12 protein-coding genes are annotated in these 13943 nt (G+C 44.1%); 8 read left to right on the forward strand and 4 right to left on the reverse strand.

Annotated elements, in window-relative coordinates; all coding sequences use genetic code 11:
- Positions 1–71 precede the first annotated feature (71 nt).
- The 4 genes from pheA to gyrA are packed head-to-tail and all read right to left on the reverse strand — an operon-like array spanning position 72 to position 6054.
- The gene (pheA, locus tag Q0C11_RS09450; protein ID WP_293007344.1) at positions 72–1142 is read right to left on the reverse strand and encodes a prephenate dehydratase; all 1071 of its coding nucleotides are present in this window, start codon (positions 1140–1142) and stop codon (positions 72–74) included.
- A 40-nt stretch (positions 1143–1182) separates the two neighbouring features.
- Positions 1183–2379: a 3-phosphoglycerate dehydrogenase family protein gene (locus Q0C11_RS09455; RefSeq protein ID WP_293007346.1), complete on the reverse strand. Its 1197-nt coding sequence runs from the start codon at positions 2377–2379 to the stop codon at positions 1183–1185.
- Positions 2372–3463, reverse strand: coding sequence for a 3-phosphoserine/phosphohydroxythreonine transaminase (serC, locus tag Q0C11_RS09460; protein ID WP_293007348.1), 1092 nt, complete (start codon positions 3461–3463; stop codon positions 2372–2374). Before serC ends, Q0C11_RS09455 begins: the two co-directional genes overlap by 8 nt.
- Positions 3464–3495: 32 nt before the next feature.
- Positions 3496–6054 carry a DNA gyrase subunit A gene (gene gyrA / locus Q0C11_RS09465; RefSeq protein WP_293007350.1) on the reverse strand — a complete coding sequence of 853 codons (2559 nt, stop codon included), beginning with the start codon at positions 6052–6054 and terminating at the stop codon, positions 3496–3498.
- A 314-nt stretch (positions 6055–6368) separates the two neighbouring features.
- Here gyrA and Q0C11_RS09470 point away from each other — a divergent pair, with 314 nt between their 5' ends.
- The 8 genes from Q0C11_RS09470 to Q0C11_RS09505 form a co-directional block, all read left to right on the forward strand.
- Positions 6369–7529: an aspartate aminotransferase family protein gene (locus Q0C11_RS09470; protein WP_293007352.1), complete on the forward strand. Its 1161-nt coding sequence runs from the start codon at positions 6369–6371 to the stop codon at positions 7527–7529.
- 46 nt (positions 7530–7575) lie between these two features.
- Positions 7576–8502 (forward strand): ornithine carbamoyltransferase, encoded by a 927-nt coding sequence (gene argF / locus Q0C11_RS09475; RefSeq protein ID WP_293007354.1) that lies wholly within the window; start codon positions 7576–7578, stop codon positions 8500–8502.
- Between the two features lie 69 nt (positions 8503–8571).
- Positions 8572–9795 (forward strand): argininosuccinate synthase, encoded by a 1224-nt coding sequence (locus Q0C11_RS09480; RefSeq protein WP_293007356.1) that lies wholly within the window; start codon positions 8572–8574, stop codon positions 9793–9795.
- Between the two features lie 80 nt (positions 9796–9875).
- Positions 9876–10361 carry a YajQ family cyclic di-GMP-binding protein gene (locus Q0C11_RS09485; RefSeq protein WP_293007358.1) on the forward strand — a complete coding sequence of 162 codons (486 nt, stop codon included), beginning with the start codon at positions 9876–9878 and terminating at the stop codon, positions 10359–10361.
- A gap of 276 nt (positions 10362–10637) precedes the next feature.
- On the forward strand, positions 10638–11015 hold the full coding sequence (gene rpsL, locus Q0C11_RS09490; protein WP_062558929.1) for a 30S ribosomal protein S12: 378 nt from the start codon (positions 10638–10640) through the stop codon (positions 11013–11015).
- 80 nt (positions 11016–11095) lie between these two features.
- A complete protein-coding gene (rpsG, locus tag Q0C11_RS09495) occupies positions 11096–11566 on the forward strand; it encodes a 30S ribosomal protein S7 (protein ID WP_103966276.1) in 471 nt (156 codons plus the stop codon).
- A 58-nt stretch (positions 11567–11624) separates the two neighbouring features.
- On the forward strand, positions 11625–13715 hold the full coding sequence (gene fusA / locus Q0C11_RS09500) for an elongation factor G (RefSeq protein ID WP_293007360.1): 2091 nt from the start codon (positions 11625–11627) through the stop codon (positions 13713–13715).
- A 31-nt stretch (positions 13716–13746) separates the two neighbouring features.
- Positions 13747–13943 (forward strand): GTP-binding protein (locus Q0C11_RS09505; RefSeq protein WP_293005695.1); only part of this gene is annotated, 197 nt, incomplete at its 3' end.

Raw genomic sequence — 13943 nt, forward strand, 5'->3', positions numbered from 1 at the left:
AGTGTGTTGTTGAGTAAAAATATCGGGAGTTGAATAATTCAATCGTGTGACTATTGGGTGATGGTGAGAGGTTACGTCGCCGGATACGATCCCAAGATTTTCAGAAAAGCTGCTTTATTGCGTAATTCTGTCAGTGCGGCAGCCACGTTTTGATCTTGCTGGTGTCCTTCAATATCCACAAAAAAAACATATTGCCATAGACCTGCGCGCGATGGGCGCGACTCCAAACGGCTCATACTGACGCCATACTGTGCCAGCGGCTCGAGCAATTTATAGATTGCCCCGGAATGATTGTTGGTTGACATGATGAGAGAAGTTTTATCTTTTCCTGAAATATCTACCATCTGCTTACCAATAACTAGAAAGCGCGTAGTATTTTTCGGATCATCTTCGATGTTTTCAGCGCAGATGGAAAGTCCGAACAATTCGGCTGCTCTCTTGCTTGCTATTGCCGCTCCATGCTTGTCTGCTGCTGCATGTCGAGCTGCATCGGCATTGCTGGCGGTTGTGACAAAGGCAATATCGGAAATTTGTGGTAAATTGATTCTTAGCCACTGATGACATTGTGCGAAAGACTGCGGGTGAGTATAGATTTTTTTGATGTGCGATAATCCAGTTTGCTGCGCCATGAGAAATTGATGGATAGCTAGTTGGATTTCGCCACAAATGATCAGCGACGTTTGCAGCAGTAAATCCATGGTTCTGCTAACTGCGCCCTCGGTAGAGTTCTCCACTGGCACCACTCCATAATTAGCTATATCCGATTCTACAGCGCGAAATACTTCGTCGATAGAATCGCACGCTAGGGTTGTAATAGCATTGCCAAAACGTTTTAATGCTGCGTCTTCGGAGAAAGTGCCGCTAGGCCCGAGATAAGCTACGCTCATTGGCTTTTCCAATGCACGGCATACCGACATGATTTCGATGAACAATTGTTTGATTTGTTTGTTGCTGATGGGGCCGGGATTCTGCTCCTGCATGCTTGTCAGTATTTGCGCTTCACGTTCAGGGCGATAAATAATGCCGCTCTTTTTAATCTTGCCGATTTGCTGTGCCAGTTCGGCACGTTTGCTCACCAGTTGAAGCAGTTCATTGTCAATGGCGTCAATTTGGTCGCGTAATTTTTTGAGTTCTTCTGACATAAGCGGTGAGAATTTTAGCGGAACAATACGGTATCGAAGTCTATTGAGTAAGTGGTAGATATCGCGCCATGAGCACACCGGCTATGGCGGCGATTTCATCCAATGCATGTTGTGGCACCGGGCTGTCGACATCGACCAGTGTGAAAGCCATTTCTCCTCGTGACTTGTTGATCATGTTGTGGATATTCAATCCGGCCTTGGCCATGCTGGTGGATATTTGCCCCACAATATTGGGCACGTTGGCATTGGCAACTGCCATCCGATAGGGCGATTCCCGCTCCATCTGTATATCGGGAAAATTGACTGTATGAGTGATGTTACCGTTTTGCAGATAATCAATGAGTTGATCTACTACCATAACGGCGCAATTTTCTTCCGATTCCTGTGTTGATGCACCGATATGCGGTAACGTAATGACTGACCTCTGATGCTGCAATTTCTGACTGGGAAAGTCATTGACATAAGTTTTGATTTTGTTTGTTGCAATACCGGTTAGAACAGCTTCTTCATCGACAATTGTACTGCGCGAAAAATTCAATAGAATCACATTATGTTTCATTAACTTGATGCTTTTGTCATTGATTAGATGACGGGTGGAATCAAGTAGTGGAACATGCACGCTGATAAACTCGCTGTGGCGCAGGAGATCTTCTATGCTATTAGCTTTCTTGACTTCGGCTGACAAATTCCACGCTGAGTCCACAGTAATTTGGGGGTCATAACCGATTACTTTCATACCTAGCTTGAGCGCAGAATTGGCTACCAGCCTGCCGATTTCACCCAACCCGATGATGCCGAGTGTGCGTCCGGGCAATTCAATACCAGAAAAATCTTTTTTCCCATCTTCAGCTTGTTTGTTCAACATCACATCATCGCCTTGCAGATTCTCAACAAACTTCAACGCAGGTACCAGATTCCGCGCAGCCAAGAACAGGCTGGCTAAAACCAGTTCTTTAACTGCATTGGCATTCGCGCCAGGCGTATTAAACACGGGAATGCCACGGTTATTCATATCAGGTACCGGAACGTTATTGGTGCCGGCGCCGGCGCGGCCAATCGCTTTAACGCTGACAGGGATATGCTGATTTAACATGTTATGCGAACGCACCAGAATTGCATCCGGTTCAGCAATATCTTTGCCAATCTGATAAGTTTCCGCTGGAAAGCGACACAACCCATGATGAGAAATCTGGTTGAGTGTGAGAATCTTAAAGATATTATGTCGATGTTCAGGCATGCTGATTGGCGAATTCTTTCATAAATGCAACTAATTTTTCAACACCTTCAACCGGCATGGCATTGTATATTGATGCACGCATACCACCTACGGAACGGTGGCCTTTTAACTGAATCAGACCATTGCTACTGGCCTGCTTGAGAAATCCTTCGTCCAGCGCAGGGTTTTTCAATGTAAAGGGAACATTCATCAGTGATCGATCTGCTTTGGCTACTGGGCAGTGATAAAAATCATTGTTATCCAGCAAGTCATACAGTAAGTTGGCTTTGGTGATATTGGTTTGTTCCATTGCGGTCAATCCGCCTTTATTTTTCAGCCATGCAAATACCAATCCGGTAATATACATGGCGTAAGTAGGTGGTGTGTTGTACATTGAATCATTTTGTGCATGGATCTGATAATTGTATAACGTTGGCGTGCCTGGCAGTGGCTTACCTAATAAATCTTCGCGGACTACGACCAGTGTTAACCCAGCAGGCCCGAGGTTTTTTTGTGCACCTGCATAGATCAGTCCAAACCGCGTGATATCCAACGGTCGTGACAAGATATCGGATGACATATCGACTACCAGTGGAATGCCGCTGTGTGAATCAATTTCTGGTACCCAATGAAACTCGACACCACCAATAGTCTCATTGCTGGTGTAATGAATATAGGCTGCTTCAGGATCCAGATGCCATTTATCTTGCGTAGGCACATATGTGAAATTAGTGTCTGCCGAGGAAGCGGCGACGTTGATCGTGCAATAACGGGCAGCCTCTTCGATGGCTTTGGTTGACCACTGGCCGGTATTAATATAGTCCGCTTTTATTTTGCCACGCAACAGATTCATTGGCACCATGGAGAATTGACTGGAAGCCCCGCCTTGTAGAAATAACACTTTGTAATTTTCTGGAATGCCAATCAGTTCACGAAAATCGCTTTCGGTTTTTTCGGCAATTGACATGAATTCCTTGCCTCGATGACTCATTTCCATTACGGACATGCCGCTACCGTGCCAATCTAGCATTTCTTCGCGTGCTTGCTGCAGTACTTCTTTGGGAATAACTGCAGGGCCTGCGCTAAAGTTATAGATCTGATCCATCGCGTTATTTGCGGTTAAGTTTTGGTGAGTTATTAACTTTCATCATCATCTTCTTCGCTTTCCACTACTCGCTCTAGGCCGGCCAGTTTCTCGCCGGGATCCAGGTTGATAAGAGTAACGCCTTGCGTGGCGCGACTCATTTCCCGCACTTCATTAACACGGGTGCGAATCAATACGCCGCCGGAAGTGATTAGCATAATTTCGTCGTCGGGTTTTACCAGTTTTGCCGTAACGACCTTGCCGTTACGCGCGCTGGTAATGATTGCGATCATGCCTTGAGTGCCGCGGTTATGGCGTGTGTATTCGCCAATCGGAGTGCGCTTTCCATAACCGTTCTCAGTGGCTGTTAATACTGCGAGATCTTCATTCTCAGCGACTAACATAGAGATGACTTTATGCCCTGAACCCAACTTCATGCCGCGCACGCCACGGGCGGCGCGTCCCATTGGACGCACGTCATTTTCGCTGAAGCGCATGGCTTTGCCATTGTCTGAGAACAGCATCACATCATGTTTGCCTTCGGTCAATTCAACACCAATGAGAAAGTCCCCTGCATCCAATCCAATCGCAATAATGCCATTGTTGCGCGGACGGGAAAAGTCCGATAACGGTGTTTTCTTGACCGTACCAAAAGAAGTCGCCATAAAGACAAAGCGATTTTCATCAAAGGTTTTGACCGGTAGAATTGCGTTGATTTTTTCGCCTTCTTCCAGTTGTACCCAGTTGATGATTGGTTTGCCACGGGATTGCCGGCCACCTTGAGGCACTTCATACACCTTGATCCAATACACACGTCCCAAGCTTGAGAAACACAGGATATAGTCGTGCGTGTTGGCAATGAATAATTTGTCAATGAAGTCGTCCTCCTTGGTGCTGGTTGCCAGCTTGCCGCGCCCGCCACGCTTTTGTGCGCGGTAATCATCCAGCAGTTGGGACTTGATATAACCAGTATGTGACAGTGTAACTACGACATCCGCTGGTGTGATCAGATCTTCCATGCTTAAATCTTGCGTGTCGACAATGATTTCACTGCGGCGTTTGTCGCCGAATTGTTGTTTGATTGCATCCAGCTCTTCGGTAATGATCTGGGTGATGCGTCCTGGATTCGCCAGAATGTCGAGATAGTCAATAATCTTTTCAATCACATCCTTATATTCATCAACAATCTTTTCTTGTTCGAGACCGGTGAGGCGTTGTAAACGTAATTCCAGAATCGCTTGTGCTTGGGCATCAGATAAACGGTAGCCCTGTGCTTGTAATCCAAACATGTTATCCAAACCCTCAGGACGCAGCGAGCCAGCGTCCGCCATTGCTCGCGTCAGCATTTCTGCAACTAATTGAGAATGCCATATTCTTGCCATCAGCGCTTCCTTGGCATCAGCTGGTGTCGGGGCTGCTTTGATTAAGGCGATAATTTCATCAACATTAGATAGTGCGACTGCCAGGCCTTCGAGTAAATGACCGCGTTCCCGGGCTTTCTTTAGTTCGAACACAGTGCGGCGCGTGACAACTTCGCGGCGATGACGCAGGAAAGCATCTAGAATCTGCTTTAAATTTAACAGTCGTGGTTGGCCATCAAGCAGAGCGACCATGTTCATGCCAAACGTGTCTTGCATTTGTGTTTCTTTATACAAGTTGTTCAGAATGACCTCGGGCATTTCTCCGCGTTTCAGTTCAATGACAACACGCATGCCGGATTTGTCGGATTCGTCACGTAAATCAGAGATGCCTTCAATTTTTTTATCGCGAACCAGTTCTCCAATGCGAATTAGTAAGTTCGCTTTGTTAACTTGGTAGGGTAATTCGTCAATGATGATAGATTGACGACTACCCTTCTCCAGATCTTCGAAGTGAGTGCGCGCGCGCATAACAACCCTACCACGGCCCGTACGGTAGCCGTCTCGTACACCATTTACACCATAAATAATGCCAGCAGTGGGAAAATCTGGCGCTGGAATTAAGTCAATAAGCTCATCGATACTAATATCGGGGCTCTTGAGTAAGGCGAGACAGGCTTCTACCACTTCGTTAAGGTTGTGCGGTGGAATATTGGTTGCCATGCCGACGGCGATGCCAGATGAACCATTGATTAACAGATTGGGGATTTTAGCGGGCAGTATTAGTGGCTCCTTTTCGGAGTCATCATAATTGGGGCCGAAATCCACTGTTTCCTTGTCAAGATCAATCAACAATTCATGTGCAATACGTGACATACGGATTTCGGTATAGCGCATCGCAGCAGCGTTATCACCATCTACTGAACCGAAGTTGCCTTGCCCATCAATGAGCATATAGCGCAGCGAAAAGTGCTGCGCCATGCGTACAATAGTGTCATAGACGGCAGTATCGCCGTGCGGGTGGTATTTACCAATGACATCGCCAACAATACGCGCAGATTTTTTGTACGGTCTGTTCCAGTCGTTAGAGAGTTCATGCATGGCAAATAACACGCGCCGATGAACCGGCTTTAAACCATCACGAACATCAGGTAAGGCGCGACCTACAATCACACTCATCGCGTAATCAAGATAGGAACGCCGCATTTCTTCTTCAAGACTGATGGGCAGGGTTTCCTTGGCAAATTGATTCATATCTTATGATTTTTTTTGAGAACAGCGGGTTATGGTGCAGAGGTGTATCTTCTTATTAAAGTTTATTAATATAAGAAAATTTATAAACCGCAGCATTCTAACATGCTGTCATAATTTCTTAGTTCTTTGCAGTGTAAAATTGCAAAAATAAGCCGAACATTGGAGAATAAAGCTTGAAAAAGCAGATTAAATAAGTAATTATAATAGTTTTTCCAAATTTTTCTTACTTTGAACATTGAGCTGAGTTAGGGCGCTTAATTGAATTTTCCATCTAAAATTAAAATAAATGTGAGTCTAGTGCTGTGTCCAATTTGATGAATACTTATTTACGGTTGCCCGTTACCTTTGTGAAAGGGGAAGGAGTGTGGTTGTGGGATAATCGCGGTGAGCAGTATTTGGATGCGTTGGCAGGTGTTGCTGTGTGCGGGTTGGGGCATTGTCATCCAAAGTTAACTAAAGCTATTTGTGAACAAGCCGGCGTGTTAATCCATACATCTAATCTTTATAACATTGAGAAACAGGAGCAATTGGCTGATCGTCTGATTGAATTATCAGGAATGGATAATGCTTTCTTTTGTAATTCAGGAGCTGAGGCCAACGAAGCAGCGATTAAACTAGCTCGTTTGCATGGGCATAATAAAGGAATTTCATTGCCCACAATTGTAGTCATGGAGCGCTCATTTCATGGTCGTACCATGGCAACCCTGACGGCTAGTGGAAATCGCAAGGTGCAGGCGGGATTTGAACCCCTGCTATCGGGATTTGTACGTGTTCCCTATAACAGTATGGAGGCGATCACGCAAGTCGCTGCTAACAATAAGGATGTTGTGGCGGTATTGGTGGAGCCATTTCAGGGTGAAGGTGGGGTTAATATTCCCGAGGCGCATTATCTGCAAAAGTTACGTAATCTCTGCGATCAAAACGGATGGCTTTTGATGTTGGATGAGATACAGTCTGGAATCGGACGTAGTGGTAAATGGTTCGCGTTTCAGCATAGCGATATTATGCCGGATGTAATAACATTGGCCAAGGGTTTGGCGGGGGGGGTTCCGATTGGTGCTTGCTTGGCTAGAGGTGTGGCTGCAGAAGTTTTCAAACCGGGTAATCATGCTTCCACCTTCGGGGGTAATCCGCTGGCTTGCGCTGCTGCGATTGAAACCCTGAACGTAATTGCCGATGCAAATCTTCTTGATCATATAACGAGACTGGGTGACTTTATACGTGATAGGCTGAAGAAACAGCTGGCCGGTGTGGTAGGAGTCGTGCAGATCAGAGGTCAGGGTTTGATTGTAGGTGTCGAGCTTTCAGTGCCTTGTGGTGAACTGGTCCAAAAAGCCTTGGAGAGGAAACTACTGATTAATGTAACATCCGATAAAGTGGTGCGCTTGCTGCCTGCGTTTGTGATGCAGCAAAACGAAGCTGAGCAGGTGGTTGACATCACTTGCTCACTAATAAAGGAGTTTTTGAATAACTAATCAGCGTGTATCAAGTTTTGGCGACTGATTGGTTGTTTATTTTGCTATGCAACTTAAGCATTTTCTGCAATTTAATGATTTCTGCCGCGATGAATACGAGTATCTATTTGAACGTACACGCTGGATAAAACAGGAGTTCAAACAATACCGGCAATACTGGCCGTTGAATGATCGAACATTGGCGATGATTTTTGACAAAAATTCAACGCGCACTCGATTATCATTTGAGGCAGGTATGCATCAGTTGGGTGGCGCGGCAATTTATTTGTCAACGCGGGACACACAATTGGGGCGGGGGGAGCCTGTAGAGGATGCTGCACGCGTGATTTCGCGCATGGTAGATCTGGTCATGGTCCGAACATATCAACATGACACTATCAAGCGCTTTGCTGAGAATTCTAGAGTGCCGGTAATCAATGGTTTAACTGATGAATATCATCCGTGTCAAATTATGAGTGATATTTTTACTTATATCGAATATAGAGGCAGCATAGAAGGTAAAACTGTAGCGTGGATCGGTGATTCCAACAATATGTGCAATACTTGGTTGCAAGCGGCCGAAATTTTTAATTTTCAAGTGCATGTATCAACACCGCCTGGTTACGATATTGATCCTGAGCGAATAGGGTTAAGGGGTGCTACACATTACAAAATTTATGCCAATCCTCGTGAAGCTGTAATGAGTGCAGACCTTGTTACAACAGATGTGTGGACGAGTATGGGATTCGAGGAAGAAATAGAACAAAGGAAAAATGATTTTGCTGCATTTTGTGTTAATACGGAAATGATGTCATTGGCTAAATCAGATGCTTTATTTATGCATTGTTTGCCAGCACACCGTGATGAAGAAGTAAGTGCCGAAGTTTTGGATGGACCGCAATCGGTAGTATGGGATGAAGCGGAAAACAGGTTACATACGCAAAAAGCACTTATGGAGTATTTGCTTCTGGGTAAAATAAATATTGGAATATAGCTTGGAATTTAGAATTTTTAGTTGACCTTTGTTTAATTCGCTAAACGAAAAATGTGAAAAGAAAGAAGAATGAAAAAAATAAATAAAGTAGTTTTGGCATTTTCTGGAGGGTTGGACACATCAGTTATCTTAAAGTGGTTGCAAGATACCTATCAATGTGAAGTAGTGACATTTACTGCTGATATTGGGCAGGGGGAGGAAGTTGAGCCAGCACGCGCAAAAGCAAAGCAGCTTGGTGTCAAAGAGATTTATATTGATGATTTGCGGGAAGAGTTTGTGCGAGATTTTGTATTTCCAATGTTTCGGGCGAATACAATTTATGAAGGAGAATATTTGCTGGGTACGAGTATTGCACGTCCATTAATTGCAAAGCGGCAGATTGAAATTGCCGAGGAGACGGGTGCCGATGCGGTTTCGCATGGCGCTACAGGGAAAGGTAATGATCAGGTGCGTTTCGAGCTAGGATATTATGCATTGCAACCAGATATCCAAGTAATCGCGCCTTGGCGTGAATGGAATTTAACTTCGCGAGAAAAGTTACTGCAATATGCTGAGCAACATGGTATTCCGGTTGAAATGAAGAAAAAGACTGGCTCACCTTATAGCATGGATGCGAATTTACTGCATATTTCATATGAAGGAAGGGTTCTTGAGGATCCGGCGGCTGAGCCGGAAGAGTCAATGTGGCGTTGGAGCGTATCACCTGAAAACGCACCCGATGTACCTGAGTATTTAGATGTGGAGTTTAAATGCGGGGATGTCGTGGCCTTAAATGGCGTTAAATTATCACCGGCTGGCGTATTAGAAACACTTAATATGTTGGGTGGTAAGCACGGAATTGGCAGGCTAGACTTAGTAGAAAATCGATATGTTGGTATGAAATCGCGAGGATGCTATGAGACTCCTGGTGGATCAATTCTGCTGCGCGCGCATCGCGCAATTGAATCAATTACTTTGGATCGAGAGGTTGCACACTTAAAAGATGATTTAATGCCGCGTTACGCTGAGCTGATTTACAACGGTTATTGGTGGAGTCCAGAGCGGAAAATGCTGCAAGCGATGATTGATGTGAGCCAGCAAAATGTCAATGGATGGGTGAGATTGAAGTTGTATAAAGGAAATATTATTGTGGTCGGCAGAGACTCTCATGCTGATTCATTATTCGATCCAAATGTTGCGACATTTGAAGATGATGCTGGAACGTATAATCAAGCAGATGCGGCAGGATTCATCAAATTGAACGCATTAAGGTTGCGTATTGCAGCTAAGCGTAAACTTGGTCAGCTTGACTGAGTGGTCAGGAATGCTCGATAAAATGTATAGTAGCATACGTAAAAAATCTTGATCATTTGCTCAGTTTATATAGAAATAAAATGCCAACATTTGACATAGTTTCGGAAGTTGATAAGCAGGAAGTCAGGAATGCGGTAGAACAAGCTAATAAAGAAGTAAGTGCTCGCTTTGACTTCAAGGGTTCGGATGCACGGGTGGAGCAGACCGATTATCAATTAGTGATATTTGCAGATGATGAATTTAAGTTGGAGCAGGTTTTAGATATTCTCAGAATTAAATTGACAAAACGGAATGTGGATGTGCGATGTTTGGATAAAGGTCAGATTGATAAAATTAGTGGGAATAAAGTAAAGCAGCTAGTGACAATCAAGACGGGAATTGAAACAGAATTGGCTAAAAAAATTATAAAAAATATTAAAGATAGTAAGCTTAAAGTGCAAGTCAGTATCCAGGGGGAAGTTGTGCGTGTAGCCGGCACAAAGAAAGATGTGCTGCAGGATGTAATCCAATTAATAAAAAAATCAATTGATAGTCTTCCATTACAATTCCATAACTTTAGAGATTGACGGAGCTCGTTGGTTATATTCTTCGTGTAAAACAAGAAATGAATGGTAAAACATATCAAGATACTGGTAAAATGATGTCTGTGCTAGCGATGTTTATCTTGACACGAAAATATAAACCCAATAGAATCCGCTCTCTTTTTTGATGCATCTTTCCTTTCGGAAAAATAAAGATGACGACTTAATTAATTTTACACCATTGATAAAATAGAAATATGGTTTAGCAATAGGTTAGTTGCAGACGGCTTAGAAGCCGTCGCAGTTTTTTAGGACATAGAAATGCCGACAATCAGTCAGTTAGTTCGAAAGCCGCGTATAGCTAAGCGGGTTAAAAGTAGCGTTCCTGCATTAGAAAATAGTCCGCAAAAACGGGGTGTTTGTACAAGGGTATATACGACTACACCAAAGAAGCCAAATTCTGCGTTGCGCAAAGTAGCCAGAGTGAGATTGACTAATGGATTTGAGGTCTCAAGTTATATTGGTGGCGAAGGGCATAATCTTCAGGAGCACTCGGTTGTGCTGATTCGTGGAGGTCGTGTCAAAGACTTGCCGGGTGTGCGTTATCACACAGTGAGGGGAAGCCTAGATACAGCGGGTGTTAAAGATCGTAAGCAGGGAAGATCAAAATATGGTTCCAAAAAACCAAAAACTGCTTAGTGTCTTATCTGCATATAACACAAGTATTTATAGATAGAAAAAAAAGAACAGAAAAGTAACAAATCTGAAGAGGTTGCATAATGCCAAGACGTAGAGAAGTTCCAAAGCGGGAAATTTTACCAGATCCAAAGTATCACAATGTAGAGCTAGCAAAATTTGTTAATGTTCTCATGACGAGAGGTAAAAAGTCAGTGGCTGAAAGAATTATCTATGGCGCGCTAGAGCACATCGGGAAGAAAACTGGAAATGATCCCCTGGAAATCTTCACGCAAGCATTAACCAACGTGCGTCCAATCGTAGAGGTAAAGAGTCGTCGAGTGGGTGGTGCAAATTATCAGGTTCCGGTAGAAGTGCGTTCTGTGCGACGTAATGCGCTGGCCATGAGGTGGCTTAGAGATGCTGCAAGGAAAAGAAGCGAAAAGTCAATGGATGCAAGGTTGGCGAATGAGTTGACTGAAGCAGCTGAGGGGCGCGGAGGTGCAGTTAAGAAGCGTGAAGAGGTTCATAGGATGGCTGAATCTAATAAGGCATTCTCGCATTTTAGATTCTAGCTGGACAAAATTGAAAGAGTAGCATTCATTAATCGGATATTCGTAAGGCATTAAGACTGTGGCAAGAAAAACTCCTATAGAGCGTTATAGAAATATCGGTATCATGGCACACATTGATGCGGGTAAGACAACCACTACTGAGCGTGTGCTATTTTATACCGGTGTGTCACATAAATTAGGCGAGGTTCATGATGGTGCGGCAACAATGGACTGGATGGAGCAGGAGCAGGAAAGAGGTATTACGATAACATCGGCTGCTACAACTTGCTTTTGGAAGGGGATGGGCGGTAATTACCCTGAGCACAGAATTAATATCATTGATACTCCGGGGCACGTTGATTTTACAATTGAAGTGGAACGCTCACTTCGGGTATTGGATGGGGCTTGTACAGTTTTTTGTGCGGTTGGTGGAGTTCAGCCTCAGACTGAAACAGTTTGGAGGCAAGCAAATAAATATAAGGTTCCGCGGCTTGCTTTTGTGAATAAGATGGATCGCTCGGGCGCAAATTTTATGCGTGTTTATGAGCAGATTAAGGCGCGACTTAAGGCGGTACCGGTGCCGATTCAGTTGCCGATAGGGGCCGAGGATAAATTTGAAGGTATAGTCGATTTAGTGAAAATGAAGGCTATTTATTGGGACGAAGAAAGCAGGGGGATGAAGTTTGTAGAGCGTGATATTCCTGATGCTCTGCAAGTAGATGCGAAATCCTGGCGTGAGAAAATGCTGGAGTCGGCAGCTGAAGCCAATGAAGAATTGATGAATAAATATCTAGAAAGTGGAGATCTGGATATTTCCGAAATAAAACTTGGTTTGCGGATGCGAACAATTAATAATGAGATAGTGCCAATGATGTGCGGGACCGCCTTTAAAAACAAAGGGGTTCAAGCAATGCTAGATGCAGTTATAGATTATATGCCTTCGCCGACTGATATCGTTGCAGTGCAAGGTGAAAAGGAAAATGGTGAGGCGGACAAGAGAACGGCTGATGATAACGAGCCTTTTTCAGCGCTAGCATTTAAGATTGCAACAGACCCATACGTGGGGCAACTTATTTTCTTCAGAGTGTATTCAGGTATTGTGGTGTCAGGCGATACAGTCTATAACCCGATTAAAGGAAGAAAAGAAAGAATTGGTAGAATATTGCAAATGCATGCGAACCAACGTGAAGAGATCAAAGAGGTGCGAGCGGGAGATATTGCTGCGGCGGTAGGTTTGAAAGATGTGGTTACTGGGGATACGTTGTGTGATACTCAAAATATAATCACGCTGGAAAGAATGGATTTTCCAGAGCCTGTAATTCATGTTGCGGTTGAACCAAAAACAAAAATAGATCAAGAGAAAATGGGTATGGCGCTAAATAGATTAGCTCAAGAAGATCCTTCATTTAGAGTTAGAACGGATGAGGAATCTGGGCAAACGATTATTTCTGGCATGGGCGAGCTACATCTTGAGATCATTGTTGATCGTATGAAGCGTGAATTCAGCGTGGAAGCGAATGTGGGGGCTCCACAAGTGGCTTATCGTGAAGCGATAAAAAAATCAGTAGAGATAGAGGGAAAGTTTGTAAAGCAATCTGGCGGTCGTGGGCAGTATGGTCATGTTTGGTTAAGAATGGAGCCAAATGAAACCGGTAAAGGATTTGAATTTATAGATGAAATAAAGGGCGGAGCAGTGCCGCGAGAATATATACCGGCGGTCGAAAAAGGACTGTTAGAGACTCTGCCTAGCGGAGTGTTGGCGGGGTATCCCGTGGTGGATGTAAAAGTTACTCTTTTTGATGGTTCATATCATGATGTGGATTCGAATGAGAACGCATTTAAAATGGCTGCATCAATAGCATTTAAGGATGGTATGCGTAAAGCCAATCCAGTGTTGCTAGAGCCTATGATGGCTGTTGAAGTGGAATCGCCGGAAGATTTTATGGGTAATGTTGTAGGTGATTTATCATCAAGGCGCGGTATGATACAAGGAATGGAAGATATTCCTGGCTTCAAAGTCATTCGAGCAGAAGTGCCGCTTGCAGAAATGTTTGGTTACTCAACGGCATTGAGATCTGCAACACAGGGAAGAGCGACTTATTCGATGGAATTTAAGCATTATTCCGAGGCACCAAAGAATGTGGCGGAAGCTATAATAAGCAAGAAATAGTGAAATTGTATAGAGTGTAAAAGGATAAGATATGGCAAAGAGTAAATTTGAGCGGTCTAAGCCACATGTAAATGTTGGAACGATAGGGCATGTGGATCATGGTAAGACTACGCTTACTGCGGCAATTACGACGATACTGACGAAGAAGTTTGGTGGAGAAGCGAAGAGTTATGCTCAAATTGATTCTGCACCGGAAGAGCGTGCGCGCGGTATAACCATTAATACAGC

The sequence above is a fragment of the Nitrosomonas sp. genome, assembly GCF_022842015.1.
Lineage (GTDB): Bacteria > Pseudomonadota > Gammaproteobacteria > Burkholderiales > Nitrosomonadaceae > Nitrosomonas.

Bases quoted from the DNA above. Each gene is read 5' to 3' on its own strand.
- gyrA (WP_293007350.1), bottom strand. From the start codon at position 6,054: ATGAATCAATTTGCCAAGGAAACCCTGCCCATCAGTCTTGAAGAAGAA.
- Q0C11_RS09455 (WP_293007346.1), bottom strand. From the start codon at position 2,379: ATGCCTGAACATCGACATAATATCTTTAAGATTCTCACACTCAACCAG.
- serC (WP_293007348.1), bottom strand. From the start codon at position 3,463: ATGGATCAGATCTATAACTTTAGCGCAGGCCCTGCAGTTATTCCCAAA.
- Q0C11_RS09485 (WP_293007358.1), top strand. From the start codon at position 9,876: ATGCCAACATTTGACATAGTTTCGGAAGTTGATAAGCAGGAAGTCAGG.
- rpsL (WP_062558929.1), top strand. From the start codon at position 10,638: ATGCCGACAATCAGTCAGTTAGTTCGAAAGCCGCGTATAGCTAAGCGG.
- argF (WP_293007354.1), top strand. From the start codon at position 7,576: ATGCAACTTAAGCATTTTCTGCAATTTAATGATTTCTGCCGCGATGAA.
- rpsG (WP_103966276.1), top strand. From the start codon at position 11,096: ATGCCAAGACGTAGAGAAGTTCCAAAGCGGGAAATTTTACCAGATCCA.
- Q0C11_RS09480 (WP_293007356.1), top strand. From the start codon at position 8,572: ATGAAAAAAATAAATAAAGTAGTTTTGGCATTTTCTGGAGGGTTGGAC.
- Q0C11_RS09470 (WP_293007352.1), top strand. From the start codon at position 6,369: ATGAATACTTATTTACGGTTGCCCGTTACCTTTGTGAAAGGGGAAGGA.
- pheA (WP_293007344.1), bottom strand. From the start codon at position 1,142: ATGTCAGAAGAACTCAAAAAATTACGCGACCAAATTGACGCCATTGAC.